This window comes from Streptomyces sp. NPDC048584 (assembly GCF_043199595.1).
GTDB lineage: Bacteria > Actinomycetota > Actinomycetes > Streptomycetales > Streptomycetaceae > Streptomyces > Streptomyces edwardsiae.
Genome location: NZ_JBICWF010000025.1, coordinates 29,257 through 55,697, shown reverse-complemented (window position 1 = coordinate 55,697; position 26,441 = coordinate 29,257). Strand labels below are relative to the sequence as shown.

The 26,441-nt window shown below is 71.8% G+C and carries 18 protein-coding genes; 10 read left to right on the top strand and 8 right to left on the bottom strand.

Going from position 1 to position 26,441, the window contains the following annotated elements:
• Positions 1-146: 146 nt before the first annotated feature.
• Complete coding sequence (gene yicI, locus ACGFR9_RS34820) at positions 147-2,417, bottom strand: alpha-xylosidase (protein ID WP_030218689.1); 2,271 nt, start codon at positions 2,415-2,417, stop codon at positions 147-149.
• Positions 2,418-2,710: 293 nt separating this feature from the next.
• On the opposite strand from yicI, the gene ACGFR9_RS34815 reads away from it, so the two are divergent.
• The 4 genes from ACGFR9_RS34815 to ACGFR9_RS34800 are packed head-to-tail and all read left to right on the top strand — an operon-like array spanning position 2,711 to position 7,178.
• On the top strand, positions 2,711-3,970 hold the full coding sequence (locus ACGFR9_RS34815; RefSeq protein WP_393216852.1) for an ABC transporter substrate-binding protein: 1,260 nt from the start codon (positions 2,711-2,713) through the stop codon (positions 3,968-3,970).
• A 10-nt stretch (positions 3,971-3,980) separates the two neighbouring features.
• On the top strand, positions 3,981-4,934 hold the full coding sequence (locus ACGFR9_RS34810) for a carbohydrate ABC transporter permease (RefSeq protein ID WP_030218684.1): 954 nt from the start codon (positions 3,981-3,983) through the stop codon (positions 4,932-4,934).
• Between the two features lie 5 nt (positions 4,935-4,939).
• Positions 4,940-5,767: a carbohydrate ABC transporter permease gene (locus ACGFR9_RS34805; RefSeq protein ID WP_393216850.1), complete on the top strand. Its 828-nt coding sequence runs from the start codon at positions 4,940-4,942 to the stop codon at positions 5,765-5,767.
• Between the two features lie 31 nt (positions 5,768-5,798).
• A complete protein-coding gene (locus tag ACGFR9_RS34800; protein ID WP_393216848.1) occupies positions 5,799-7,178 on the top strand; it encodes a GH1 family beta-glucosidase in 1,380 nt (459 codons plus the stop codon).
• Between the two features lie 12 nt (positions 7,179-7,190).
• On the opposite strand, the gene ACGFR9_RS34795 is transcribed toward ACGFR9_RS34800, so the two are convergent.
• The 4 genes from ACGFR9_RS34795 to ACGFR9_RS34780 form a co-directional block, all read right to left on the bottom strand.
• Positions 7,191-8,339 (bottom strand): PP2C family protein-serine/threonine phosphatase, encoded by a 1,149-nt coding sequence (locus ACGFR9_RS34795; protein ID WP_393216846.1) that lies wholly within the window; start codon positions 8,337-8,339, stop codon positions 7,191-7,193.
• A gap of 101 nt (positions 8,340-8,440) precedes the next feature.
• Complete coding sequence (locus ACGFR9_RS34790; RefSeq protein ID WP_393216844.1) at positions 8,441-9,193, bottom strand: IclR family transcriptional regulator; 753 nt, start codon at positions 9,191-9,193, stop codon at positions 8,441-8,443.
• An 85-nt stretch (positions 9,194-9,278) separates the two neighbouring features.
• Positions 9,279-9,611: a hypothetical protein gene (locus ACGFR9_RS34785; protein WP_393216842.1), complete on the bottom strand. Its 333-nt coding sequence runs from the start codon at positions 9,609-9,611 to the stop codon at positions 9,279-9,281.
• 223 nt (positions 9,612-9,834) lie between these two features.
• Entirely contained in the window at positions 9,835-11,268 is a 1,434-nt protein-coding gene (locus tag ACGFR9_RS34780) for a cellulose binding domain-containing protein (RefSeq protein WP_393216840.1), read from the bottom strand.
• A 278-nt stretch (positions 11,269-11,546) separates the two neighbouring features.
• Here ACGFR9_RS34780 and ACGFR9_RS34775 point away from each other — a divergent pair, with 278 nt between their 5' ends.
• Both ACGFR9_RS34775 and ACGFR9_RS34770 read left to right on the top strand, forming a co-directional pair.
• Entirely contained in the window at positions 11,547-12,392 is an 846-nt protein-coding gene (locus ACGFR9_RS34775) for a GntR family transcriptional regulator (RefSeq protein WP_393216838.1), read from the top strand.
• 109 nt (positions 12,393-12,501) lie between these two features.
• Complete coding sequence (locus tag ACGFR9_RS34770) at positions 12,502-13,707, top strand: glycoside hydrolase family 64 protein (protein ID WP_393216836.1); 1,206 nt, start codon at positions 12,502-12,504, stop codon at positions 13,705-13,707.
• A 59-nt stretch (positions 13,708-13,766) separates the two neighbouring features.
• Here the strand turns inward: ACGFR9_RS34770 and ACGFR9_RS34765 are convergent, their stop codons facing one another.
• Positions 13,767-16,382 carry a SpoIIE family protein phosphatase gene (locus ACGFR9_RS34765; RefSeq protein WP_393216834.1) on the bottom strand — a complete coding sequence of 872 codons (2,616 nt, stop codon included), beginning with the start codon at positions 16,380-16,382 and terminating at the stop codon, positions 13,767-13,769.
• 121 nt (positions 16,383-16,503) lie between these two features.
• On the opposite strand from ACGFR9_RS34765, the gene ACGFR9_RS34760 reads away from it, so the two are divergent.
• Positions 16,504-17,601, top strand: coding sequence for an AI-2E family transporter (locus tag ACGFR9_RS34760; protein ID WP_393216832.1), 1,098 nt, complete (start codon positions 16,504-16,506; stop codon positions 17,599-17,601).
• A gap of 38 nt (positions 17,602-17,639) precedes the next feature.
• Entirely contained in the window at positions 17,640-18,938 is a 1,299-nt protein-coding gene (locus ACGFR9_RS34755) for a cysteine desulfurase-like protein (protein ID WP_393216830.1), read from the top strand.
• A gap of 302 nt (positions 18,939-19,240) precedes the next feature.
• On the opposite strand, the gene ACGFR9_RS34750 is transcribed toward ACGFR9_RS34755, so the two are convergent.
• Both ACGFR9_RS34750 and ACGFR9_RS34745 read right to left on the bottom strand, forming a co-directional pair.
• Positions 19,241-21,157: an AMP-dependent synthetase/ligase gene (locus ACGFR9_RS34750; RefSeq protein WP_393216829.1), complete on the bottom strand. Its 1,917-nt coding sequence runs from the start codon at positions 21,155-21,157 to the stop codon at positions 19,241-19,243.
• 74 nt (positions 21,158-21,231) lie between these two features.
• On the bottom strand, positions 21,232-22,800 hold the full coding sequence (locus ACGFR9_RS34745) for a von Willebrand factor type A domain-containing protein (RefSeq protein ID WP_393216827.1): 1,569 nt from the start codon (positions 22,798-22,800) through the stop codon (positions 21,232-21,234).
• 348 nt (positions 22,801-23,148) lie between these two features.
• On the opposite strand from ACGFR9_RS34745, the gene ACGFR9_RS34740 reads away from it, so the two are divergent.
• Together ACGFR9_RS34740 and ACGFR9_RS34735 are read left to right on the top strand one after the other, a co-directional pair.
• Complete coding sequence (locus tag ACGFR9_RS34740; protein ID WP_393216825.1) at positions 23,149-23,913, top strand: ABC transporter ATP-binding protein; 765 nt, start codon at positions 23,149-23,151, stop codon at positions 23,911-23,913.
• A gap of 3 nt (positions 23,914-23,916) precedes the next feature.
• Positions 23,917-26,439, top strand: coding sequence for an FtsX-like permease family protein (locus tag ACGFR9_RS34735; RefSeq protein WP_393216823.1), 2,523 nt, complete (start codon positions 23,917-23,919; stop codon positions 26,437-26,439).
• The last annotated feature ends 2 nt before the right edge of the window (positions 26,440-26,441 follow it).

The window sequence follows — 26,441 nt, the reverse complement described above, 5'->3', positions numbered from 1 at the left end:
GCCCGGGCTGTCGCGACGCCCCCCGGGGGCGCCCGGGGTTGCGTTCCCGCTATAGTTTTGGGGGGGGGGGGCGCCCCCCCCCCCGCCCCGGGGGCGGGGGGGGGGGCCGGGGGGGCGGCCCCCACCCCCGCGGCGGGCCCCGCCGCTCACCCCATCCGCAAGGTCACCTCGCCCGTGCCCCGGGCCTCCGTCCCGCCGGGGAGCCGCACCGTGAACGGGCGGTCGGTGTCCGACGCCGTGACGCGCAGGCTGTCGCCGTCCCGGCGGACCCGGAACGTCGCGGCCGGCAGGCCTGTCATGTCCGGGATCGTGACCTCGGCCGCGTAGTCGGACGCGGCCGGGGGGTGGACCAGCAGGACCGGAGCGGCGAGCCAGTCGGCGTCGGGGCGGGAGTCGTCGGCGGACAGGGCGAGTACGGCGCCCTCACGGATGTACAGCGGAAGACTGTCGTAGCCGTGCCGTTCGGTGCGCCAGCACGGGCCGGTGACGCGCTCGCCGCTCAGCAGATGCGTCCAGGTGCCCTCCGGGAGGTACACCTCCACCTCGCCGTCCTCGTCGAAGACCGGCGCGACCAGCAGATCCCCGCCCAGCATGTACTGGCGGTCGAGCGGGCGGCACGCCGGGTCCCCGGGGAACTCCAGCACCATCGGCCGCATCATCGGCACGCCGGTGCGCCGGGCCTCGGCGGCGGCGCCGTACAGGTACGGCATCAGGCGGTGCTTGAGCAGGGTGAACCGACGGGCGACGTCCACCGCCTCGTCGCCGAACTCCCACGGCACCCGGTACGACGTCGAGCCGTGCAGCCTGCTGTGCGAGGACAGCAGGCCGAAGGCCAGCCAGCGCTTGAAGACCGCCGGGTCGGGCGTGCCCTCGAAGCCGCCGATGTCGTGGCTCCAGAAGCCGAACCCGCTCAGCGACAGCGACAGACCGCCGCGCAGCGACTCGGCCATCGCCTCGAAGGACGACCAGCAGTCGCCGCCCCAGTGCACCGGGTACTGCTGACCGCCCGCGGTCGCGGACCGGGCGAACAGCACCGCCTCACCCTGCCCGCGCTCCTTCTCCAGAAGCTCGAACACGGTCCGGTTGTAGAGGTGGGTGTAGTAGTTGTGCATCCGCTCCGGGTCGGAGCCGTCGTGCCAGACGACATCGGTGGGGATGCGCTCGCCGAAGTCCGTCTTGAAGGTGTCGACGCCCTGGTCGAGCAGCGGCTTGAGCTTCGACTGGAACCACGCGCGCGCGTCCGGGCTGGTGAAGTCGACCAGCCCCATGCCCGCCTGCCACAGGTCCCACTGCCACACATCGCCGTTCGCCCGGCGCACCAGGTGGCCGAGGGCCGCTGCCTCGTCGAAGAGCGGGGACTTCTGCGCGATGTACGGGTTGATCCAGACGCTGATCCGCAGCCCCTTCTCCTTGAGGCGGGCCAGCATGCCCTCCGGATCGGGGAAGACGTCCGGGTCCCACTGGAAGTCGCACCACTGGTACTCGCGCATCCAGAAGCAGTCGAAGTGGAACACCGACAGCGGGATGCCCCGCTCGGCCATGCCGTCGACGAACGACGTCACCGTCGCCTCGTCGTACGACGTGGTGAAAGAGGTACTGAGCCACAGGCCGAACGACCAGGCCGGCGGCAGGGCCGGACGGCCGGTCAGGGCCGTGTAGCGGCCGAGGACCTCCTTCGGAGTCGGCCCGGCGATGACGTAGTACTCGAGCGCCTGGTCCTCGACGCTGAACTGCACCTGCCCGACGGACTCGGAGCCGACCTCGAAGGAGACGGCGCCCGGGTGGTTGACGAAGACGCCGTAGCCGCGCGAGGAGAGATAGAACGGGACGTTCTTGTACGCCTGTTCGCTGCTCGTGCCGCCGTCCGCCTGCCACACGTCGACGGTCTGGCCGTTCTTGACGAACGGCGTGAACCGCTCGCCCAGACCGTAGATCTGCTCACCGACACCCAGCGACAGCCGGCTCAGCACATGGTGGGCGCCCCCGTCGGTGGTGGCGAAGGCGGTGCTCTTGGCGCCGGCGCGGGTCAGTTCCCGCCCGTCCGCGTCATGGAAGGAGAGCCCGAAGGGACCGGACCCGTCCAGCCGCACGGTCAGGGGACCGCTGGTCAGCCCGGTGACGGAACCGTCCGCGCTCACCGCGCCCGCGCCGCCCTCGTCCCCGGTGAGGACGAAGTCGGGACCCGGCCGGTACTTGCCCGCGTGATGGGTGACCCGGACGCCGATCACACCCTCGGCGGGGGAGAAGCACTCGACCGTGATCAGCGGCGCGTTGAGGGTGTCGCCCCTGCGGGTCACTTTTTTCACCGCGGCATACCCGGTGAAGCGCTTCGATTCCGGGCGTACATCACGCACTTCGGTCGCGTACGAGATCTGGACGCCCTCGCGGATGCGCCAGAAACCGTCAGTGAATTTCATGATCTTCCTCGGAGGGGGAGGGCGGCAGAGGTACGGGAGGACTCCTCTGACCAGGAACTATGGCAGGAGACGCGGAACCTGTCACGCCTTGGCGCAAGCAGATCGTACCGTCGGGGGGCTAGCGCGACCGGCTCTCGCTGACGTATTAGTAATCAGGCAAAACAAATTACACCCGGTGCAGCGCCAGGCAACACCTCGGCGAGAGCCGCCACAAGTCGAAGCGCTTCACCACCTCCCCACAGAGTCACCAGCTCAGCGCCCCGCTGAGCCGGTCCCACGCAAGGGCACCCACCGTGACAGCACATCCTCCGGCTGCCGCACACCGCGCGCTCGGACGCTCGCGCGGAGCCGTCACGTCGTTCGCCGCCGTCTCCGTCCTCATCGCCGGAGCGGCGCTGACCGGCTGCGCGGAGCAGCGCGACAGCGACGTGTACACCGTGATGAACTCCTCGACCGACGAGACCTACCACCGCTGGGACGCCGAGGCGATGGCCCGCTGCGGCGAGCGGCTGGGCGTCACCATCGAGCAGCAGAGCGTCCCCGCCTCACAGGTCATGACGAAGGCGCTGCGCATGGCGTCGTCGAAGTCGCTGCCGGACATCGTGCAGTTCGACGCCTCCGAGATGCCGACCTTCGCCGACGCCGGAGGGCTCGTCGACCTGCGCGCCCTGGGGCTCGCCACCGACGACATACCCGAGGGCATCGTCGACTTCGGCTCCTACCAGGGCACGTACTACGGCGCGGCCCGCTCCGTGAACACGCTCGCGCTCTTCTACAACAAGGACATCCTCGACGAGGCGGGCGTACCGGTGCCCACCACCTGGGACGAGATGCGCGCGGCGGCGAAGAAGCTCACCGAGGGCAAGCGGTACGGCCTGGCGCTCAGCGCGGGCGGAGCCGAGGACGGCGTCTTCCAGTTCACTCCGTTCATGTGGTCCAACGGCGGCGACGAGTCGGACCTCGACGGCCCCCAGGTCGTGGAGGCGCTCGACTACTGGAAGGCGCTGCTGCAGGACGGGTCGCTGTCCAAGTCCACGGTCAACTGGACCCAGGCCGATGTGAACGACCAGTTCATGGCCGGGAACGCCGCGATGATGATCAACGGCCCGTGGCAGGTCGAGACCCTCAACACGGACAAGTCCCTGCACTGGGAGATCGCGCAGATCCCCGTCCCCGAGGCGGGCGCCGACTCGGTGGGCCCGCTGGGCGGCGCCGTCCTCACCGTGCCCAACACCGGCGACACCGGGCGCGAGAGGACGGCGGGACGGATCGTCGACTGTCTGGCGAGCGAGAAGGAACAGCTCACCTACGCCCTGAACAGCTGGATGGTCCCCGCCAACGAGAAGGCCGCCGCGAAGTGGCGCGCGAAGGTGCCCGAACTCGACGCGCTGGCCGACCAGGTCGCCGCCGCCCGGTCCCGCACCGCGAAGCTCGGTGCCGGCTGGTCGGGCGTCTCCCTCGCCCTGCAGAGCGCCTTCCAGTCCGCCCTCACCGGCCAGTCCAGCGAAACCGCCCTGCAACGCGCCCAGCAGCGCGCCACGAGCGGAAACTGAGGTACGCGCCATGACCACGTCCACCGTCACCGCCCCGGTGCCCGCGAAGACCTCCGGGAAGTCCGCCGGACCGGACCCGGCCCGGCAGCGCCTGCGCCGCAGACTGGCGCAGTGGGGCTTCGTCGCCCCCGCCGTCGTCTTCATGCTGCTGTTCTTCGGCTACCCGCTCGTCCGCAACATCGTGATGAGCTTCCAGCACTACACGCCGAAGACGTTCTTCACCGGCGAGGCCCCCTTCAACGGTGCCGACAACTGGTCGTCCGTCTTCCAGGACGTCCTCTTCGGCCAGGCGCTGTGGCACACCCTCGTCTTCACCGCCGGCTCCCTGCTCGGCCAGTTCTGCGTCGGCCTCGCCCTCGCCGTCTTCTTCAACCGCAGGTTCCCCCTCGGCGGCGTCCTCAGGTCACTGATCCTGCTGCCCTGGCTGGTGCCCATGGTGGTGTCCGGCATCGTGTGGCGCCGCATCCTCGACCAGGACACCGGCGTACTCAACACCTTCCTCGACACCCTCGGCCTCGGCGGTCACACCCCCTGGCTGACCAGCCCCGACATGGCACTGCTCTCGGTGATCCTGGTCAACATCTGGATCGGCATCCCGTTCAACATGGTCATCCTGTACGGCGGCCTCCAGGAGATCCCAAGGGAGCTGTACGAGGCCGCCTCCCTGGACGGCGCCTCCGCCTGGCGGACCTTCCGGTCCATCACCCTGCCGATGCTCAAGCCCGTGATCACGGTCGTCCTGGTGCTGGGCTTCATGTCGACGGTCAAGATCCTCGACCTGATCCTCGCCCTCACCGACGGCGGGCCCGCCGACGCCACCCAGACCCTGGGCACCCTCACCTACCAGAACTCCTTCGTGGAACTGGACTTCGGCGCCGGCGCGGTCGTCGGCAACGTCCTCATTCTCATCTCCGCGGTGTTCGCGGTGTTCTACCTGCGGGCCAACCGCACCGAGGGGAAGTGACCGAGATGGCCGCTCACACTCCCACCGCGTCCCGGCGCCGCTGGGGCTCCACCGTCGCCGGTGTGCTGATCCTGGGCGTGATGCTGTTCCCGCTGTACTGGATGCTCAACACCGCGCTTCAGCCCGAGTCGGGCCTGCTCCAGGTCGACCCGGTGCCCTCCGGGGTGGACCTGTCCGGGTTCTCCAAGGCCCTCAGCGACCAGGGCGGTCATCTGCTGACCTCGCTGCTGGTCTCGTTCGGGGCCGTCGCCGTCTGCCTGGCGATCTCCGCACCGGCGGCCTACGGACTGGCCCGGTTCGGACTGCGTGGCTCACGCACCATCGTGTTCGGCACCCTCATCACCCAGATGGTGCCGGGCATCGTCATCGCCAACGCGCTCTACAACTCGTACGTCGATCTCGGCCTGGTGAACTCCTACTTCGGCCTGATGCTCGCGGACGCCTCCCTCGGCATCCCGTTCTCCATCGTCCTGATGCGCTCCTTCATGGTGTCCATCCCGGGCGAGGTCATCGAGGCCGCCGAGATCGACGGCGCGGGTCCCGTACGGGTGTTCCTGCGGGTGGTGCTGCCGATGAGCCGCAACTCGCTGATCACCTCCGGCCTGTTCGCGTTCCTGTTCTCGTGGAGCGACTTCATGTTCGCGCTCACCCTGAACACCACCGACGACGTCAAGCCGATCACGCTGGGCATCTACCAGTACATCGGCGCCCACGTCGGCGACTGGGGCTCCGTGATGGCCGCGTCCGTGCTGTCCGCCGTCCCGGCCGCCGTTCTGCTCGTCCTCGCCCAGAAGTACATCGCCGCCGGCATCTCCGGCGGCTCCGTCAAGTGAACACCGCCCGTCTCGATATGGACCGATACGCATGAGTGAGTTCCCCGGTTTCCCGCCCGGCTTCGTCTTCGGCGCCGCGACCGCCTCGTACCAGATCGAGGGCGCGGCGTACGAGGACGGCCGAGGCCCGTCGATCTGGGACACCTACAGCCACACGCCCGGACTGGTCGTGAACGGCGACACCGGCGACGTCGCCTGCGACCACTACCACCGCTATCCCGAGGACGTGGCACTGCTGCGCGACCTCGGCGTCGCCTCGTACCGCTTCTCCATCGCCTGGCCGCGCGTCGTGCCCGACGGCACGGAGCCGGTGAACCCCAAGGGTCTGGACTTCTACTCCCGGCTGGTCGACGAACTCCTCGCCGCCGGCATCGAGCCCGCCGCCACCCTCTACCACTGGGACCTCCCGCAGGCCCTGGAGGACCGCGGCGGCTGGCGGGTGCGCGAGACCGCCGAGCGGTTCGCCGAGTACACGGCCGTCGTCGCCGAGCACCTGGGCGACCGGGTGCCCCGCTGGATCACCCTCAACGAGCCGTGGTGCAGCGCCTTCCTCGGCTACTCCGTCGGCCGTCACGCGCCGGGAGCCCGCGAGGGCCGGGGCGCGCTGGCCGCCGCCCACCATCTCCTGGTCGGCCACGGACTGGCCGTCCGGGCACTCCGGTCCGCGGGCGTCCGCGAGGTCGGCATCACCCTCAACCTCGACCACCACCTGCCCGCCGCCGCCTCGGACGGGGACCGGCAGGCCGTCGTACGCGCCGACACCCTGCACAACCTGGTGTGGACCGAGCCGATCCTCGCCGGGCGCTACCCGGACACCGAGGAGGACACCTGGGGCGAGCTGATCACCGCACAGGACTTCCGCCGCGACGGAGACCTGGAACTGATCTCGCAGCCGCTGGACTTCCTCGGCATCAACTACTACCGCCCGATCGTCGTCGCCGACGCCCCCTACCGCGAGAGCGACCCCGCGCTGCGCGTGGCGACCGACAACCGGTACGCCGAGGCGCCGATGCCGGGCGTCCGGCACACCGCGATGGGCTGGCCGGTCGCCCCGGACACCTTCACCGACCTCCTGGTGGAGCTGAAGGAGCAGTACGGCGACGCCCTGCCGCCCGTCCACATCACCGAGAACGGATCATCCGAGAACGACGAGGTGAGCCCGGACGGCGCCGTGCACGACACCGACCGGGTGACCTATCTGCGCGACCACCTCATCGCGCTGCGGGCCGCGATCGACACCGGCGTGGACGTGCGCGGGTACTACGTGTGGTCGCTGCTCGACAACTTCGAGTGGGCCTTCGGCTACGACAAGCGCTTCGGCATCGTCCGCGTCGACTACGACACACAGGAACGCACCCCGAAGGACAGCTACCACTGGTACCGGCGCATGATCGCCGCCCAGCGGGCCTGACCGGACCCGGTTTCAGGCGGCACCACCGGCGGTGACCGGGTTGCGCAGCAGGAGGAGGGCCGCGTCGTCGTGCAGGCGGCCGCCCACATGGTCGAGCAGTTCCTGGTGCAGGGCGGCGAGCGTGCGGGCCGGCTCGTCGCTCAGGTGCCGGGCCAGGCCGTCGGCCAGCGGATAGAAGGCACGGCCGGCGTCGCGGGCCTCCGTGACCCCGTCGGTGTAGAACAGCAACTGGTCCCCCTCGGTGAAGGACACCACCTGGAGGCCGGGGGTCTCGCCCGACAGGTCCCCCAGCCCCAGCGGCGGCGCCGGACGGACGGGGTCCACGGCCGTCACGTCGGTGCCGCGGATCAGCAGCGGGGGCGCGTGGCCGCAGTTGACCAGTTCCAGCCGGCCCGGCTCCGGGCAGCCGGCGACCACGGCGGTGACGAAGTCGTCGTCGCCGAGGTTGCGGGCCAGGCTCCGCTCGATACGGCGGACCACGTCCAGCAGATCCGGCTCGTCGTAGGCTGCCTCACGGAAGACACCGAGCACCAGCGCGGCCGTCCCCACCGCCGGCAGCCCCTTGCCCCGCACATCGCCGACGATCACCCGGACCCCGTACGGCGTGGGGACGAGGGCGTAGAGGTCGCCGCCGATCCGGGCCTCCGCGGCGGCGGCGCTGTAGTGGACGGCCGCCTGGAACGGCCCGACGGTGTCCGGTACCGGAGTGAGCAGCGCGTGCTGCGCGGTCTCCGCGACGGAGCGTACGGCGGCGAGCACCCGCTCCCGGTGACCGCGCAGGGCGCTGGCGAGCGCGCCGGCCAGGGCCACGGTCACCAGCGCGGCGAGGACGACGAACAGTGCCGACGCCGCCATCTCGTGGCGGATGCCGATACCCGCGCCGAGCAGCGCCGCGACAAGCCCCACCCCGAGGACACCGGACGGGCGGCTGGTGGCCGCCGCCAGCGCCGGCCCGGCGGCGAGCAGCGGCAGCCACACCTCGCCCGTCCCGCGGACGAGGTCGACGAACACGACGACGCAGACGACCAGTACGGAGAGGGCGGGGGTGCCGGCGGCCCAGTGGGCGACGGCCCGTGCCCTGGGCGACCAGGCGCGGCGGACCCCCCGCCTGTACTGCCGTATCGGCCAGTGGTCGCGTCCTCGCTGTCGGGCGTGACTCATGTGTCGTCCGGGGTCCTCACCTTTGCGCGGCATACGCGCGTCCGTAATGTCTGACTTATTCAGCAAAGATGATCGTCGCGGACGTCACAAGGCCGTGCTTTTCAGATAGTGAGCGACAGCCCCCGGGTCACCCGCCCGGCCGCAGGCAGCAGGCGCTCCCGCACCTCGTCGAGCCGGTGCAGCCTGTCCTTCGGCATGGAGACACCGAGTGAGCCCAGGGTGTCCCCGCTGTAGACCGGCACCGCGACACAGACGATCCCCAGGGCGTACTCCTCCACGTCCGTGACCGCCGGGGCCAGCCTGCTGGTCTCCAGCCGGCGGATCAGCTCCGGGGCCCTGGTGATCGTCCGTGGGGTGAGATCGTTGAGCGGATGCCGGGAGAGGTACTCCCTGCGGGCCTCCTCGTCGAGTTCCCGGAGCACCGACTTGCCGAGCGCGGTGGCGTGCCCGGCGTCCTCGAACCCCACCCACAGCTCGGCGCGCGGGCTGCGGGGGCCGTCGACGATCTCGGCGACACGGATCTCGCCGTCCTCGTAGAAGGTGAGGTAGGCGGCGCTGGACAGCTCGTCCCGCAGCGCGGAGAGCGCCGGCCGGACCCTGCTGAGCAGCGCCTGCCCGCTGCCCGCGGTGTGCAGGCCCTGGACCCGCTCGCCCAGGACGAAGCAGCCGTCGTCCAGCTTGCGCAGATAGCCGTCGTGCACCAGCGTGCGCAGCAGGTGGTAGGCCGTGGCCAGGGGCAGACCCGTCTCCCGTGCCAGCTGTTTCGCCGGCGCGCCGTTGCGATGGGCGCTCGCCGCCTCCAGCAGCCGGAAGGCCCGCTGCACCGAGGTGATGAGCGTCGGGCTCGCACCCATGGGACCAGCCTGCGCCGCCCGCCCGCCACAGGCAAGCGAGGCCCCCGTCCCGCGGGGGCGGAACGGGGGCCTGCCGTGCGGGCGGTCAGTGACGGGCGACCGGGGCGGGCGGCACGGGCACCCCGTCCTCGGTCACGTACTTCGTGCCGTCGTCGTACGTGGTGATGGCGAACGAGTCCAGTACGTCGCCGGGCTCCTTGACCGCCCACGTGCCGGGATGGCCCTTGAGGACGTGGTCCAGCCGGCGGCCCTGCATGCCGAGCCAGAGCTGCTCCGGGTCCGGGCAGTCCTCGCTGCACTCCGGGAGGTCGTCCGGTGTCATCAGCGAACGGGCGTCACCCGTGCTCGCGTGGAGGGAGATGAACCGTACGCCCTGGTAGTCGGTGTGGTACGCCGTCTCGGTGAGCGCCCTCGCCATGTGCGCCTCGTACGCGGCACGTAGACGCTCGGCGGGGGTGTCCCCGGCGGCCGGGGTGGCGATCGGACCGTTGCCCGGGTACTCGAAGGTCGACCCGGGTGCGGGCCGCGCCCTACAGTCCAGCCCCTCGGACTAGCCGGCGGAAGACCCCGGGAATGATCACAGGAACGCGGGGAGAAGTCCGGCCGCCGGGACCCCGTGACAGGGCCCCGGCGGCAGTGGATCAGGACGCGGGCACCTCGTCCACGAAGGACGTGCCGGCCGACCGGTAGCCGTTGATCCTCGCGGTCACCTGGGCCGGCGTGAGCACCTGGTCCTTGACGTGCAGCACGTAGTCGACCTGCTGGTCGTAGGCGCGGGGCGTGGTCGACGTCAGGCCGTCGAGGTCGATCAGCCACTGGTTGAAGTTGATCGACATCGGACGCTCCGGCAGATACGCGGCGTCGTGCGTGCCGAAGTGCCGGCCGTCGATGTAGTAGGTGATGGCGCTGTCGTCGATCGTCACCACCAGGTCGTGCCAGCCGGCGAAGCTCTGCCGGCTCTCGCTGTGCTGGTTGACGGCCTGCCAGGGATCGGGATTGTAGGTCTCCCAGGAGGTCGTGTACAGGATGTTGGCCGGTTCGCCCCAGCCCCCGTTGGGCAGGTACTCGAAGTCGTACTCGGCGTAGTCGTCGGCCATCGGGGCCTTGAGGTCGTTGATGGTGAAGAAGGTCTGGACGACGCGGTCGCCGTCGGGACCGTACTTCGGGGCGTCGGAGAACCGCACCCGGGCGGCGTAGGTGCCGTTCCTGAACTTCATGGACTTGGTGAGGACTTCGGTGTGGGTGGTGGTGGCGCCGGTGCCGGCGGTGGAGGTCTCCAGGTTCATCACCGAGTTGCCGCCCGAGGCGCTGAACGTCACCTTGGACGGGTCCCAGGCCGCGCCCGGCACACCGGGGCCGCCGGAGTTGGACCGCACGCTCCAGCCGTGCGCGGAGATCGCCGGGTCGGTGTGCGAGGTGTAGTCGAAGTCGTCGAACAGGGTCTGGCCGCCGCCCGGCGGGTCGGTCGGGTCCGTGGGGTCGGTCGGATCGGTGGGGTCGTTGCCCTCGGGCGCCGTGCCCCACACCGTGGCACCGGCGAGCCGGGCGGTGACCTTGTTCCAGTCGGCGTACGAGGTGCGGGCGCCGTCGAAGGAGTAGTCGTCGCTCTGCCTGAGCGTCTGCCAGCTGGACTGATGGAAGCGCAGCTGCATGTCGCCGGTGTCGGCGCCGGGCGCCAGCGAACCGGCGGACGCGGTGAACCCGATCTCCAGATAGCGGTCGGCGGTCGCGGTGGGGTGCGCGAGCGTGCCGAACGTGCCGGTGATGGCGGAACAGCCCCTGACCGCCCAGGAACAGGCGAAGCGGTACGTGGCGTTCGGGGCGTCCGCCTTGAAGTAGTAGCGGACCTTCACCTGGCTCAACTGCACGGACGTGGAACCGGTGTTGCGGACTTTGAGCCAGGGCTCGCTCTGGTCGGCGGTGGCACCGCCCGCGCTGGTGCGGTACTGCACGCTGACATCGCCGTCGGCGGCGACGGCGGTGGCGGGGAGGCCGGCCAGGGCGGCGCTGCCGAGCAGGGCGGTCAGCGCGAGCGCCGCGCGAGTGCGGCGGCCGGTGGGAGGACGAGTACGCATCCGTGTCCTTTCGCGGTGGGGGTGGCGCACGGTGGATCGTCGGTCGGTGAGCCGCGGGGGCGCACGGTGGCGGCCGGGCCCGTCGTCGGGTTGACCAGTTGCCGCCGGGCCTTACCAGTCGACGTGGGGAGAAGGTGGCATAGACCAATGTGGCCGTCAACCCTCCTCGCGGATGTTCGCGGGCTGAACTCCCGCTCACGGTGGACCAGTTAGTGTCTGGGGCATACCAGTGATCCGACGGCCCGCCGCACCGCCCCCGACCACGAATCGGAGTCCGTATGGAGATCGATCGCGCGGCCTCGGGTGCCGTGCTCAAACGTGAACGGGTCCGTGACGCGATCCTCGAGCTCATCGAGGAGCGGCGTCCGGGTGACGCCATCCCCTCGGAACGCAGTCTGTGCGCCAGGCTCCAGGTGTCCCGGCCGACGTTGCGCGCCGCCGTGGACGAACTCGTGCTCGCGGGACTGCTGGTGCGCGAGCACGGGCGCGGTATGTTCGTCGCCGCCGAGAAGATCACCCAGGAACTGGTCTCCGGACGGAACTCCTTCGCGGTGCCCCCGGCCGCCGGTGTCTGGACCAGCAGGGTCCTGGAGTCCCGGACCCTGCCGGCCGGCGCCCGGGTCGGCCGCAGGCTGCGCGTGTCACCGGCCGCGCGTATCCGCTACGTGGCCCGCCTCCGGCTGGTCGACGGCCGGCCCATGGCGATCGAGCATCTGCACATCCCCGCCGGCCTGGTACCGGATCTGACCGGCGCCGAACTCGAACAGGGCGATCTGTACGAGCACTTCCGCGACCGGCACGGAGTGCGGGTCAGCGAGGCGGTGCAGTCCATCGAGCCCACCGTCGTGACCCGCGCGGAGGCGGAGCTGCTCGATGTGCCCGAACTGTCCCCGGCCCTGCTGTTCGAGCGCCTCACCACCGACACCGGCGACCGGCCCGTCGAGTACGTCCGCTCCCTCTACCGGGGCGACCGCTACCGCATCGTCTCCCGGCTCGCGCTCGGCCCGGCCCCCGTACGGCCGAAGCCGCCCGAGGGTCATCACCCGGGCATCCCGCCGGGCGACCTCGGCTCCGGGGCCCCCGTCACCTTCTCCACCCGGGGTGTCGTACAGCACGGAGGCTGACGGCCGTACCGGAACCGGGGGACTCCCAACCGTTGACAGGTCCAGACCAGGGCGAGATTCTGAGAGCGCTCTCAGGACGATTCCCCCCACAGTCGAACGGAGAGGGAGCATGCTGCGCACACTCAAACGCCGGTTCATGGCGGCCGGGTTGAGCATCGCCACGGTTCTCGGCGGCTCACTGCTCGCCGCCGGAGTGCCGTCCACCGCCCACGCGGCGGTCCCGGACACCATCCCCCTCAAGATCACCAACAACTCCGGCCGTGGCGAGCAGGTGTACGTCTACAACCTCGGCACCCAGCTGTCGACCGGCAGACAGGGCTGGGCCGACGCGAGCGGCACCTTCCACCCCTGGCCCGCCGGCGGCAACCCGCCCACCCCCGCACCCGACGCCTCGATCACGGGCCCGGCCGCCGGACAGTCCACGACCATCCGCGTCCCCAAGTTCTCCGGCCGCATCTACTTCTCCTACGGCCAGAAGCTGGTGTTCAAGCTGACCACCGGCGGACTGGTGCAGCCCGCCGTGCAGAACCCGTCGGACCCCAACCGGAACATCCTCTTCAACTGGTCCGAGTACACGCTCAACGACGCCGGCCTGTGGCTCAACAGCACCCAGGTCGACATGTTCTCCGCGCCCTACTCCGTGGGCGTGCGGCGAGCCGACGGCGGCACGACGAGCACCGGCAGGCTCAAGGCGGGCGGCTACAACGCCGTCCTCAACACGCTCAGGGGACAGTCCGGGGGCTGGGGCAACCTGATCCAGACCCGCTCCGACGGCACCGTACTGCGGGCGCTGTCCCCGCTGTACGGACTGGAGACGGGCGCCCTGCCGGCGTCGGTCATGGACGGCTACATCAACCGGGTCTGGCAGAAGTACTCCGGCTCCACCCTCACGGTCACGCCCTTCACCGACCAGCCGGGCGTCAAGTACTTCGGCCGGGTCTCGGGTGACGTCATGAACTTCACCAACAGCTCCGGCGCCGTCGTCACCAGCTTCCAGAAGCCGGACGCCTCCTCCGTCTTCGGCTGCCACCGAAAGCTCGACGCCCCGAACGACCAGGTGCGCGGCCCCATTTCACGCACCCTGTGCGCGGGCTTCAACCGCTCAACGCTCCTGACCAACCCCAACCAGCCCGACTCCGGCTCCGGCGGCTTCTACCAGGACTCCGTCACCAACCACTACGCGCGCGCCATCCACGCGCAGATGGCCGACGGCAAGGCGTACGCCTTCGCCTTCGACGACGTCGGAAACCACGAGTCGCTCGTCCACGACGGCAACCCGAGCGAGGCGTCCCTGACCCTCGACTCCTTCAACTGAGCGCACGGTGGCGGCGCGTAAACCGTACGCGCCGCCACCGCACCACCCGCGGACACCGGTCAGCGCGGCGGCACCGGCCGCACCGCCAGTACGGCGATGTCGTCGTCGCCGTCGGCGCCCAGTCCGATGAGCAGCTCGTCGCAGAGCGTGTCGAGCGGCTCCCGGGCCAGCGCGCCGGCATGCCGGCGCAGCCGCTCCAGGGCGACGTCCAGATGCTCTCCCCGGCGCTCGATCAGCCCGTCCGTGTACAGCAGCACCGTCGAGTGCGCCGGGACCGCGTCCCGGCCCCGCGGACGGGTGAGGGCGGGGTCCACTCCCAGCATCAGCCCCGCGCCGCCCTCCAGATAGCGGGTGTCGCCGTCCGCGCCGACGAGCAGCGGCGGCGGATGCCCGGCCGACGAGTGCACCAGCTCCCAGGGGCCGTCCTCGGGGCCCTTCAGCAGCGCGTAGACACAGGTCGCGGTGGACTCGTGGTACAGACTGTGGTTCGCCAGGTCCAGCCGGCGCAGCACCGTCTCGGGCGGCTCCTGGCGGTCCACGGCGATGCCCCGCAGCATGCTGCGCAGCTGGCTCATGGCGATGGCCGCGTCCAGGTTGTGCCCGCTGACGTCACCGATGACCATGGAGATGTCGCCGCCGGGCAGGACGAAGGCGTCGTACCAGTCGCCGCCGACCTGCGCGGTCGCCGAGGACGCCGCGTACCGGGCGGCCAGCCGCAGATGCGCGACATCCGGCAGCCTGGGCAGCAGCGAGCGCTGCAGACGTTCGGCGATGTTGCGGGTCTCCTGGTGGAGACGGAGGTTGTCCACGCCCAGCGCGAGACTGCTCACCAGATCGTGGACCAGCGGCAGATCCCCCTCGCCGAACGGCGTGCCCCGTCCGCGGCGGGCCACCGTCAGGGCACCGATGATCTGCCGACGGGCCCGCAGCGGGGCGACGACCGCGCTGTCCGCGCCCATCGTCCGCAACAGCCCCAGGTAGTGGGCGTCCAGGGCGCTCGTGACCGGGCTGGACGGCGGCGGCTCGGCGAGCAGCAGCGGGCCCGCCCCGCGCAGCGCGCGGGCCAGCGGGCCACGGGCGGCGTCGGACACCGGCGGAAGCCGGCCCTCGTACTCCTCGGGCCGACGGCCTTGGGAGGGGCGATGGGTGATGGAGATCCGCTCCACCTCCGCGTTCTCCGTGAACAGGTCCACCGCGCACCAGTCCGCGAGCCGTTCGGTGAGGATCCGGCCGACCTGCTCCAGCCCCTCGTGCAGACCGGGGGCGTTGCTCAGCGCGGCCGCGGTGTCGGCCAGCAGCGACAGCCGCTCCAGCGCGGACCGGTCCGCGTCCCGTTGCGGGTCACCCGTGGCCCGCGCGGGCGGCCGCTCCGGTTCCCGCTGTCGCAGGGACCGGGGGCGGCCGGGCGGGAGCGTGACCGAGCCGGGCATCGACGCGCGCGGGGAGAGCTGGGCGACGAAGACGGTGCGGCCGTCGGCCGTCTCCTGCTGCTGGACGAACAGCCGTACCGGAATGAGCCGGCCGTCGCGATGCAGCGCGGGCAGCGGCACCGACCGGCCCAGGATCCGGGGCTGCCCACTGAGCAGCAGCGAGGTGAACGCGGTGACATGACGCCTGCGCAGATGGTCCGGAACCAGTGTGGTGAGGGGCCGTCCGACGAGATCGTCCGCGTGCCAGCCGAGCATGTCCGCGGCCGGCCCGTTCGCCGCGATGATCCGGTTCCGCTCGTCGGCGGCGATCGTCGGGACCCGGCTCGCCAGCACCTGCCCGGCGTCCCACGCCACCAGCTCCGACGGGCTGGTCCCCTGGTCCCCGGGAACCACCGTCCACGCCGTCGGGGGCGAACCGGCGAACTGCCCCACGATCTGGTCGAAGAGCCACTGGTGGAAGAGGCGCTGCCGGGGCAGAGCCGGCAGGGTCAGCAGGAGCTCCTCACGGGCGGCCTCCTCCGCCCGGTCGAGCACCGCGCGCAACGTCCGCACCGCCGGACCGGAGTCCGGCGGCAGCGACAGCGGCAGCGAGCGGAGGGCCTGCTCGGAGGGCCGCAGCCGCAGCGCCGCCGTCACCGAGGCGGTCAGCAGATGACTCATGTCCAGGGCCACGGCGAGGTCCTCCGGGCCGACCCCGGGAACGTGGCCGGCGCCGACCGCGAGAGCGAGCTCGTGCAGCAGGGTGTGCCGGTGCTGCTGAGCCGCCGCGTACAGGGCCGTCGGTACGTCGAGCAGTGTCACCGTCGCCCCGTCAAGAGCCACTACGGGATCCCAGTCGGCCGGGCGGCGGGGCGGCCCTCCGGGCGCCAGCTCGAACCACACCGTCTTGTCCGCGTCCCCGGTCTCGACGCCCAGCCGGGACGACAGCTTCGCGACCAGCGGCAGACCCTGCCCCGTACCGGCGTACGGCGGGTAGGCGTGCGGCACGAGTCCACGCTCCGGACGGCGGTCGCTCACCCGCACATGGACCGTATCGTCGTCGACCCCGGCCGCCACCTCGACCTCGGTACGGGCGTGCAGCACCACATTGGTCACCAGCTCACTGACCAGCAGCTGAGCCGTGTCGATCAGGTCCGGCGCGGCATCACCGAGGGCGGCCCGCACGAACCGCCGGGCCTGCGCCGCGCTCTTCGGAGCCTGAGGGAACCGACGCGAGGATGCCCCGCGGGCATCGGGATCGCCCATGACCTCAGTCTGCCCTCACCGGGCCCGGACGGCCCGGCGGACACGGTCGCACCGGGCAGGACATCGCACCGACCCGGTCCCGGACGATCACCGGAACCGGCGGGCCCCATAAGGTGCCTCCATGTCTGCCACGTTGAACGCGGGGAGAACCCGCGCCGCGCTGCGCACGTCGGCGCGCGTCTCCGGTGAGCTGCTGCTGGTCCTGGTGGCCGTGGCGGTGGTGCTGTGGGCCCTCGGCCGTATGTGGTCGGTGGTCTGGCCGCTGATAGTGGGCCTCCTCCTCACCACGCTCACCTGGCCGCCCACCCGCTGTCTGCGCCGGCGCGGTATGCCGCCCGCGCTCGCCGCGTCCCTGGTGACCGTGCTGTTCCTGCTGGTGGCGGCGGGCACCGTGGCGCTGATCGCGGTGCCGGTGGCGTCGGAGTCGGGTGAGCTGGCCGACGGCGTGGTCGAGGGCGTCGACAGGCTGCGCGAATGGGCCGCCGGGCCGCCCCTGAACATCGACGACGCCCAGATCGCCGGGGCCTTCGACAGCGCGACCGCCCGTATCCAGGACAGCGCCGGCGCCATCGCCTCCACCGCCGTCACCGGTGTGAGCACCGTGGTCAGCGGGGTCGTCACGGCCGTACTGGCACTGTTCCTGATGTTCTTCTTCCTCAAGGACGGCCCGCGTTTCCTGCCCTGGCTCGGCCGCCAGCTCCCCGGCCGGCTGGCCACCGACGTGCCGGCCGTGGCCGCGCGCTGCTGGAACGTGCTCGGCGCCTTCGTACGCTCGCAGGCCCTCGTCGGTCTCCTCGACGCCGTGTTCATCGGACTGGGGCTGTGGCTCCTCGACGTACCCCTGGTGCTGCCGCTCGCGGTCCTCACCTTCGTGTCCGCGTTCGTGCCCATCGTGGGCGCCCTGTTCGCGGGCTTCGTCGCGGTGCTGATCGCGCTGGTGTCCAACGGCCTGACGGACGCGCTGATCGTGCTCGCCATCATCGTCGCGGTGCAGCAGCTCGAGGGCAATGTCTTCCAGCCCCTGATCCAGAGCCGGGGGCTCGGACTCCACGCGGCGGTCGTCCTGCTGGCGGTGACCCTCGGCGGCAGCCTGTCCGGCATCGTCGGCAGCCTGCTCGCCGTACCGGTCGCCGCCCTGATCGCGGTCGTCTGGAACTACCTGCGCGAGCAGCTCTCCGACCCGCCGGGCGAACCGCTCGCCGAGAGCACACCCGCCTGACCGGCACGCCAGCCCACCGCACCCACGAGGAGGCCCTCATGACGTACGACGTCACCGCACTGCGCGCCCGTATCCCCGCGCTGGCCGCGGGCACCGCGCACTTCGACGGCCCCGGCGGCACCCAGATGCCGCTGCCCGTCATCGAGGCGATCGCCGCCGCGCTCTCCCGGCCGCTCTCCATCCGGGGCGACGGACTGCCCGGAGAGCGCCACGCCGAGGCCCTCGTCGTCGGGGCCCGGCACGCCATGGCGGACCTGCTGGCCGCCGACCCGGCCGGCATCGTCTTCGGCCGCAGCGCCACCCAGCTCACCTACGACTTCTCCCGCACCCTCGCCGCGACCTGGTCACCCGGCGACGAGGTGGTGGTCACCCGGCTCGACCACGACGCCAACATCCGTCCCTGGGTGCAGGCGGCCGAGCGGGCCGGCTGCACCGTCCGCCGGGCCGACTTCGACCCGGCCACCGGTGAGCTGACCGCCGACCACATCCGTGCCGTGCTCTCCGACCGGACCCGGCTGGTGGCCGTCACCGCGGCCTCCAACCTGCTCGGCACGATCCCCCCGATCGCCGAGATCGCCCGGATCACCCACGAGGCGGGAGCCCTTCTCCACGTCGACGGCGTGCACTACGCGGCACACGCCACGGTCGACATCGGCGCGCTCGGCGCGGACTTCTTCGTCTGCTCCCCGTACAAATTCCTCGGCCCCCACCTCGGCGTTCTGGCCGCAGCCCCCGACCTCCTGGCCACCCTCCACCCGGACAAACTCCTCCCCTCCACGGACAAGGTCCCCGAACGCTTCGAACTGGGCACCCTGCCCTACGAGTTCCTGGCGGGCACGAGCGCGGCAGTGGACTTCCTGGCAGCAATCGCTCCCGATCAGCCCCTCCGGCCTTCGAGGAGCGGGGGTCCGGGGGCAGAGCCCCCGGGGGACGGGGACGGGAACGGGCGGCAGGCGCGAGAGAACCGCCGCGACCGGCTGATCGCGGCATTCGAGGCGATCGAGCAACACGAGGCCACCCTGCGCACCCGCCTGGAGAGGGAGTTGGCGGAACTCCCCGGCGTCACCATCCACTCCCGCGCCCCCCACCGCACCCCCACCCTCCTCCTCACCCTCGACGGCCACAGCACGACAGACGCCTACCGCTACCTGGCCGACCGCGATATCCACGCCCCCAGCGGCAGCTTCTACGCGCTGGAGGCCTCCCGTCACCTCGGCCTCGGCGACACCGGCGGCCTCCGCATCGGCCTCGCCCCCTACACCGACGACGAGGACGTGGACCGCCTCCTCACAGGACTGTCCGACTTCCTGAAGCAGAGACCGCGCACCCATGGCTGAGGGCGCCGACCTCACCTACACGCCCCGCGGCGCCACGACCCCGCAGACCCCGAACTGGACCGAGTCCCCGCCAGGCTTCCGCCGCTTCGGGACGACCGTGCCGATCGGACGCGGAGAGGACACCCGGAACACGGCCGGGAAGGCGGTGCTGCGAGGGGAGGACGACGGCCGGGTCCCGCTGACCCTGCGCTCCCTGACCCGGGCGGCGCCGGCGGGACCCCGGCGCCCGCTCTTCCCCGTTCTCCTGCCGGCCCGGCTCCACGTCCGCAGCCGCTGCCTCCCTGCCCTGCGGGACCCCGGGGTCAGGAGTACAGCGCCTCGATCTCTTTCGCGTACGCCTCCTGCGCCGCCCGCCTTCTGACCTTGAGCGACGGTGTCAGCAGGCCGTTCTCCTCGGTGAACTCCCCCTCGATCAAGGTGAAGGCGCGGATGGACTCCGCGCGGGAGACGGCCTCGTTGGCGTAGTCGACGGCCTTCTGGACATCGGCGCGCATCCGGGGGTCGCGCACGACCTCGGACATCGGCGTGCCGGCGGGCATGCTGCGTACCGCCAGCCAGTGGGCGACCGTCTCGGGATCGAGGGTGATCAGCGCGGCCACGAACGGCCGGTTGTCGCCGACGACCAGGCACTGCCCCACCGGCGGGCGGCTGCGCAGCCGGTCCTCCAGGACGGCGGGGGAGACGTTCTTGCCGCCGGAGGTGACGAGGATGTCCTTCTTGCGGCCGGTGATGGTCAGATAGCCGTCCTCGTCGAGGGAGCCGAGGTCACCGGTGGCGAACCAGCCGTCGTCGAGCACCTCGCCGGTGGCGTCCGGGTCGTTCCAGTAGGAGCCGAAGACGATGCCGCCGCTGATCCGCACCTCGCCGTCGCCGGCGATCCGGACCGCCGTACCGGGGACCGGGAGACCGACCGTCCCCGGGCGGGGGCTGAGCGGCGGGACGAGGGTGGCGGCGGCGGTGGTCTCGGTCAGGCCGTACCCTTCGTAGATCATGATCCCGGCCGCGTAGAAGAAGAGGTTGAGGTCGCGCTCCAGCGGGGAGCCGCCGCTGATGGCGTACCGCGTCCGCCCGCCGAGTTCCTTGCGGACCCGCCGGTAGACGAGCAGGTCGTACAGCGCCCAGGCCGCGTACAGCCCGGGGCCCGGACCCTTGCCGCGGCCCAGGGACCTGTCGAGGTGCGCCGCGCCGAAGCGGACTGCGACGCGGTGGGCCCGCTCGAAGGAGGCGCCCCGGCCGATCTTCTCGGCGGTGGCCCGGCCGGTGTCGTGGATCTTCTCGAAGAGATAGGGGACGCCGACGAGGAAGGTGGGGCGGAACGTCTGGAGCGCGGGCCGCAGTTCGGCGGGCTTGATGCTCGGGAAGTGGCCGATCTCGATACGGGCGAGCAGACAGGCGATCTGGATGGTGCGGCCGAGAATGTGCGCGAGCGGGAGGAAGAGCAGGGTCGAGGCGACCTGGTCGGTGACCTCCTCGAAGACCGGGTGCAGCAGTTCGACCGTGTTGGCGGCCTCGGCGCGCAGGTTGGCGTGGGTGAGGACGCAGCCCTTGGGGCGACCGGTGGTGCCGGAGGTGTAGCAGAGGGTCGCGACGGTCTCCGGGGTCAGTGCCGTACGGCGTGCGGTGACCTCCTCGTCGGGTACGTCACGGCCGAGCGCGGTGAGTTCCAAGAGGGCGTCCGCGTCCAGTTCCCACACGCGCGGCGGCTGGGGGTGGGCCGCGGTGCCGGTGGTGACGGTGGCGGTGTTCCGCGCGGTCTCCGTGACGATGTACCGGGCGCCGGAGTCACGGACGATCCACTCCACCTGTTCCGCCGAGGAGGTGGCGTAGACCGGCACGGTGAGGCCGCCGGCCGACCAGATCGCGAAGTCCAGCACCGTCCACTCGTAGCGCGTACGGGACATCACGGCGACCCGGTCGCCCGGCTCGAGGCCGGCGGCGATCAGCCCCTTGGCCACGGCGGTGACCTCCCGGGCGAAGGCCGCCGCCGTCACCGGACGCCAGACGTCGCCCTCCTCGCGCCGCAGCACCACCGCGTCCGGGGCCTCGGCCGCGTTGGTGAACGGGATGTCGGCGGTACTGCCGGTGGAGGTCCGCGCGGCGAGAGCCGCCGTACGGGCCTCACGCACGACGCCGTGTTCGTCCAGGACCGTCCCGACCCGGACCCGGCCCGCCAGATCCGCGCGTCGCCTCGCCCGTTTCAGATCCCTGTGTACGCCCATGACGGCTCCCGGTCGCGACTGATGCTGTCGTATCCGCTTACTTACTCGAGAGTCAACTTACCCGTGCGTAGGAATCAGTCAATGGTCCGCGACCGGTCCAGACGGTCCGCCTCGCGGATCGCCCGGGCCAGCCCACGGATGTCCTCGTCCTCCGTCCGGTCCGCCAAGTCGTCCGCCCGTGAGGAGAGTTCACCGAGAGCGGGGGCGCCCGGCAGCGCGCTGTGACGGTGATCGTACGAGCGCAGGGCGTCGGCGAAGTAGGCGGCGGTCGCGGTCACCGTCAGACCGCGTGGCGCGCCCCACACGGAGTCGGTCAGGCCTGTCGTCTCCAGGTCGCCCGTCTCCTCGTGCGGAGCGCGGCTGTCGGGGTCCAGCCAGCGCACGGTGGCCGTCGCCAGACGGCCCCCGGCACCGGAGCGCGTGCGCACCGCGTACAGGGCGGTCACGGTGTGGCCGGGGCCGACCTCGCCGCCGTCGACCCGGTCGTCCCGGAAGTCCTCGTCGGCCACCCGTCGGTTGTCGTAGCCGACGAGCCGGAACTCGGCCACCGTCTCCGGATCGAAGGCCACCTGCGCCTTGGCGTCACGGGCCGTCAGCTCGATGTTGCGCGGCAGCTGTTCGCAGAACACCTCACGGGCGTCCTCCTCGTCGGACACATACACCGTGTGGCCGTCGCCCTTGTCGGCGAGCCGCTCCATGAGCGCGTCGCCGTAGTCGCTGCCGACACCGACCCCGAACAGGGTCACACCGTGCTCGCGGCGGGCCTCCGTGATCCGTTCGAGAATCGTGTCGGCTTCCGTCGCACCGGTGTTGGCGAGCGCGTCCGAGACCAGCACGACCCGGTTGGTGGCGCCCTCGCGCAGTCCCTCGACGGCGGTCTCGTACCCGGTGTCCACGCCGGCCTCGAGGTTGGTGGAGTCGGTCGGCTCCAGGCTGTCGATGGCGTCGTGGATCTCGCCCCGGCCGCCGTCCAGCCGGGTCATCGGCAGGACGGTCTCGGCCTCGTCGCTGAAGGTGACGATGGCCACCGAGTCGTCGTCGCGCAGTCGGTCCGTCATGGTCGCGAGGGAGTCCCGCGCGAGGTCGAGACGGCCCGGTTCCGCCATCGAGCCCGAGATGTCGACGACGAACGTCAGGGCGGCGGGCGGGCGTTCACCGTCCGGTTCGGCGGCCCGGGTCGCCAGACCCACCCGGACCAGCGACCAGTCCTCGTCCTCGGTGCGGGCGCCGTCCACGGTGACCGTGAAACCGTCGCCGTCGGGACGCTCGTAGTCCTGCCGGAAGCTGTTGACGAACTCCTCGGGACGGACGGTCGACGGGGCGGGCAGCCGGCCCTCGGAGAGGGTGCGGCGGGCATAGCCGTACGAGGCGGTGTCGACGTCCAGCGCGAACGTCGACAGATGGTCGGGTTCGGGGGCGACCTCACGGGATTCCTGCTCGCCCTCGCGTCGTTCGTCGTCGTACCGCCCTCCCGAGCCGCGGTCGGGGGCGGGCGGCGGACCGTCGGCCCCCCGGTCGTAGGAGGAGTCGCTCACCTTGGAGGCGCCGTCGTCGCCCCCGCCGCATCCGGTGAGCAGCAGACCGCCCGCCGCCGTGAGGGCGAGCAGTGCTCCGCCCAGCCGTCGTGTCCCGTACCGCTTCATCGTCCGTGTCCCCTCGCCTGGTTGACGCCGACCTCAGTGACTGTGACGGAGCCGGGGGCGGGAACGTGCGGTACGAAGCGTTGCGGGTGAGTCTCGAAGAGGGCACGGGAAGGGACCGCCGAGACCGGTGGGTGATCCTCCGTTGACCTGCGGCCGCCGCGCGTGTCCGCCGGCGAACCCGCGCGGGACCAGGGCGAACGGTGCGCGGCCGGCCGTGATGTACCGCCACCGGCGCGGGGTAGTGCCTGCACCACCATGATCGGGGCCCTGGCTGGATGGGCCGCGGGCCGCGCCCTTCGTACCGTCGGGGTGGACCAGCAACGAGATCCGCCCGGAAGGCGCCCCACCATGTCACTGACCCCGGCCGACGTCGCCGTCGGCCTCGACCATGTACACAGGACCTACGGCGGTGACCAGCCGGTCGTGGCGCTGGACGATGTGAGCGCCGTGTTCATGCGCGGCACGGCGACCGCCGTGATGGGGCCCTCCGGTTCCGGCAAGAGCACCCTGCTGCACTGTGCGGCCGGACTGGACCGGCCGGACTCGGGAACGGTACGGCTCGGGGGCACCGATCTGTCGTCGATGCCGGAGAAGCGGCTGACCGAACTGCGGCGCAGCCGCGTCGGGTTCGTCTTCCAGGCGTTCAACCTGGTGGGCGCGCTCAACGTGGAGCAGAACATCCTGCTGCCCTCCCGGCTGTCCGGCCGCCGGCCGGAACCGGACTGGGTGGCCGAGGTGATCGCACGGGTCGGACTCGGCGACCGGCTGCGGCACCGGCCCGCCCAGCTCTCCGGCGGCCAGCAGCAGCGGGTCGCCATCGCCCGGGCGCTCGTCACCCGGCCCGAGGTGATCTTCTGCGACGAACCCACCGGGGCCCTGGACACCCGGACGGCCGCCGACGTCCTCGCCCTGCTGCGGTCCGTGGTCGACCAGTTCGGGCAGACGGTCGTCATGGTGACCCACGACCCCGTCGCCGCGTCGTACGCCGACCGTGTGCTGGTCCTCGCCGACGGGCGGATCGTACGGGACATGGCACAGCCCGGCGCCGAGCGGATCGCCGAGCACCTGGCACTGCTGGGCCGCCGGCAGCCCGTCGCGAGCCGGGAGGGCTGAACCGTGCTCCGACTGGCCGCGCAGATGCTGCGCTTCCGCAAGGGCGGCTTCGCCGCCACGTTCGTCGCGCTCGCCGCCGGTGCCGCCGTTCTGATGACCTGCGCCCTCCTCGTGGAGTCCGGCCGGCGCTATCACGGCGAGCCGGGACGTTTCGGCGCCACGGCCGCCGTTGTCGCCGACCACGAACTGCGGGTGGCCGGGCCGACGGTGTTCGGTGAGACCGAGTACACCACCGTGACGCTTCCCGAACGTGGCGGTGTCGAAGCCGCGTTGGCTTCAAAGCTCGCCGAAGTGCCGGGGGTGGCACGGGCGGTGGGGGACCGGGTGATCACGGTCACCCCGACGGCCGCCCCGGACCTGCCCGCCGCGGGGCACGGCTGGGCGAGCGCCGCGCTCGCCCCCTACCGAATCGTGTCGGGTGCACCCCCGCGCGCGGACGGGGAGATCGCCGTCGACGCCCGGTTCGCCGACCACATGGGGCTCGCACCCGGCGACCGCACGGACCTCATCACCGGAGGGGAGAGCCGGCCGTACCGGGTGAGCGGTGTCGTCGAGGCGGACGGCGCAACGGGGGAGCGGGCCGAGGTGTTCTTCACCGACGCGCGGGCGGCCCGGCTCGACCCCCACCCCGGCCGCTTCGACACCATCGGCGTCCTCGCCGAACCGGACGCCGACCGCTCCGCCGTCGTCGACGCGGTACGCCGGGTGGCGGACGGCATGGACTCCACCACGTACACCGGTGACGAGCGCGGGCCGGCCGCACAGCCCGAGGCCGCCGCCGCACGGGCGTTCACCCTCCAGGCCGGCGGCGCGTTCGCCGGGTACGCGGTGATGATCGTCGTCTTCGTCGTCGCCGGGACCGTCGGTCTGTCCGTACGGCACCGGCGGCGCGACCTCGCCCTGCTGCGGGCCGTCGCGGCCACCCCGGGCCAGCTGCGGCGGATGCTCCTCGCCGAAGTGGGCCTGCTCGTGCCGGCCGCCGCCGCGGTGGGCGTTCCGGCGGGGCTGTTCGCCACGGGATACATCCGGGACGAGCTGGTGTCCCGGGAGTTCGTGCCCGACGGTTTCATCGTCCGGGGAGGGGTGTTGTCCGCGACGGCCGTGCTGGGTGCCGTCGGCGTCGTCGCGCTCCTCTCCGTGTGGATCGCCTCCCTGCGCGTCACCCGGATCCGGCCCACCGAAGCGCTCGGAGAGGCCGCCGTCGAGCCCGGGCTGGGCAGCAGGGCGCGCGCCGTCACCGGGCTGGTGTGCCTCGCCTCGGCCGTGTCCCTCATCGGCCTCACCCGTGCCATCGACGGCCAGACCGCGATGGGCGCCGCCGTCGGCATGCTCTACCTGTTCGTGCTCGGGATCGCGCTGCTGGCCCCGTGGATCAACCAGGGCGCGGCCCGGCTGCTCGCGCCCGTGCTGCGTGGTGTCTGGGGCGACAGCGGGTACCTCGCCGCCGCGAATCTGCGGGCCAACGCACGCGGCATGGTCGCCGTCCTCACCGCGCTGGTCCTTTCCGTCGGTTTCGGCGGCACCGTCTGGTTCCTCCAGGACAACCTCCAGCGGCAGACCGTCGTCCAGAGCCGTGACGGCATGCTCGCCCAGCACGCCCTGACCGGCGCCGCGGGGCTGCCGGCCTCCGCGACGGCCGAGGCCCGCCGCATCCCCGGCGTGCTCGCCGCGACCGGGGTGCGCCGCACCTCCGTCGTGGTACCGGGCGACCTCGAGGCGCAGGCCGTGGTCGCGCAGGGCATCGACCCTGTGGGCGTGGAGCGGACGATGGACCTCGGGGTCCGGTCGGGCAGCCTCGCCGCACTGCGGCCGGACACGGTGGCCGTGTCCACCTCGCAGGCGGACGCCGCCGGGTGGCGGCTCGGGGACGAGGCCGAGCTGTGGCTCGGTGACGGCACGCCTGTCGCTCTGCGGGTGGTCGCGCTGTACGAACGCGGGTGGGGGTTCGGGGATGTCACCCTGCACACCGGGACGTTGGCCGGTCACACGGTCACCGGACTCGACGATCAGGTGCTGATCCGTACCGCGCCGGGTGCGGACGGTGCCCTCGCGGAGCTCGCACGGCGGTATCCGGCCGCCGCCGTGGTGGACACCGAGACGCTCACCGGTGACATCGCGCGGGATCTGGCCGTCAGCGGCTGGCTCAACAGGCTGCTCGTCGCCGTCCTGGCCGGGTACGCGGTCCTGGCCGCCGCGAACACGCTCGTGATGGCGGCCCTGGCGCGGCGGCGGGAGCTGTCCCTGCTGCGGCTGGCCGGCGTCACCCGCCGTCAGGTGAGACGCATGGTGCACGCGGAACAGGCCGGTCTGCTGGGGGTGTCCCTGGCGATCGGCACCGCGATCGCGGCGGTCACCCTGACGACGATCGTCAACGCCGTCTCGGGCGAACGCGTCCCGTACGTCCCCGCCGTGGGCTGGGCGACGATCATCGCCGCCACGACGGCCCTGTCCCTGACCGCCACGATCCTCCCCACGAACCACCTCCTGCGCACCCCGCCGATCAAGGACATGTCGATCCGCGAGTGAAG

Bases quoted from the DNA above. Each gene is read 5' to 3' on its own strand.
- yicI (WP_030218689.1), bottom strand. From the start codon at position 2,417: ATGAAATTCACTGACGGTTTCTGGCGCATCCGCGAGGGCGTCCAGATC.
- ACGFR9_RS34810 (WP_030218684.1), top strand. From the start codon at position 3,981: ATGACCACGTCCACCGTCACCGCCCCGGTGCCCGCGAAGACCTCCGGG.
- ACGFR9_RS34805 (WP_393216850.1), top strand. From the start codon at position 4,940: ATGGCCGCTCACACTCCCACCGCGTCCCGGCGCCGCTGGGGCTCCACC.
- ACGFR9_RS34800 (WP_393216848.1), top strand. From the start codon at position 5,799: ATGAGTGAGTTCCCCGGTTTCCCGCCCGGCTTCGTCTTCGGCGCCGCG.
- ACGFR9_RS34795 (WP_393216846.1), bottom strand. From the start codon at position 8,339: ATGAGTCACGCCCGACAGCGAGGACGCGACCACTGGCCGATACGGCAG.
- ACGFR9_RS34790 (WP_393216844.1), bottom strand. From the start codon at position 9,193: ATGGGTGCGAGCCCGACGCTCATCACCTCGGTGCAGCGGGCCTTCCGG.
- ACGFR9_RS34785 (WP_393216842.1), bottom strand. From the start codon at position 9,611: ATGGCGAGGGCGCTCACCGAGACGGCGTACCACACCGACTACCAGGGC.
- ACGFR9_RS34780 (WP_393216840.1), bottom strand. From the start codon at position 11,268: ATGCGTACTCGTCCTCCCACCGGCCGCCGCACTCGCGCGGCGCTCGCG.
- ACGFR9_RS34775 (WP_393216838.1), top strand. From the start codon at position 11,547: ATGGAGATCGATCGCGCGGCCTCGGGTGCCGTGCTCAAACGTGAACGG.
- ACGFR9_RS34770 (WP_393216836.1), top strand. From the start codon at position 12,502: ATGCTGCGCACACTCAAACGCCGGTTCATGGCGGCCGGGTTGAGCATC.
- ACGFR9_RS34765 (WP_393216834.1), bottom strand. From the start codon at position 16,382: ATGGGCGATCCCGATGCCCGCGGGGCATCCTCGCGTCGGTTCCCTCAG.
- ACGFR9_RS34760 (WP_393216832.1), top strand. From the start codon at position 16,504: ATGTCTGCCACGTTGAACGCGGGGAGAACCCGCGCCGCGCTGCGCACG.
- ACGFR9_RS34755 (WP_393216830.1), top strand. From the start codon at position 17,640: ATGACGTACGACGTCACCGCACTGCGCGCCCGTATCCCCGCGCTGGCC.
- ACGFR9_RS34750 (WP_393216829.1), bottom strand. From the start codon at position 21,157: ATGGGCGTACACAGGGATCTGAAACGGGCGAGGCGACGCGCGGATCTG.
- ACGFR9_RS34745 (WP_393216827.1), bottom strand. From the start codon at position 22,800: ATGAAGCGGTACGGGACACGACGGCTGGGCGGAGCACTGCTCGCCCTC.
- ACGFR9_RS34740 (WP_393216825.1), top strand. From the start codon at position 23,149: ATGTCACTGACCCCGGCCGACGTCGCCGTCGGCCTCGACCATGTACAC.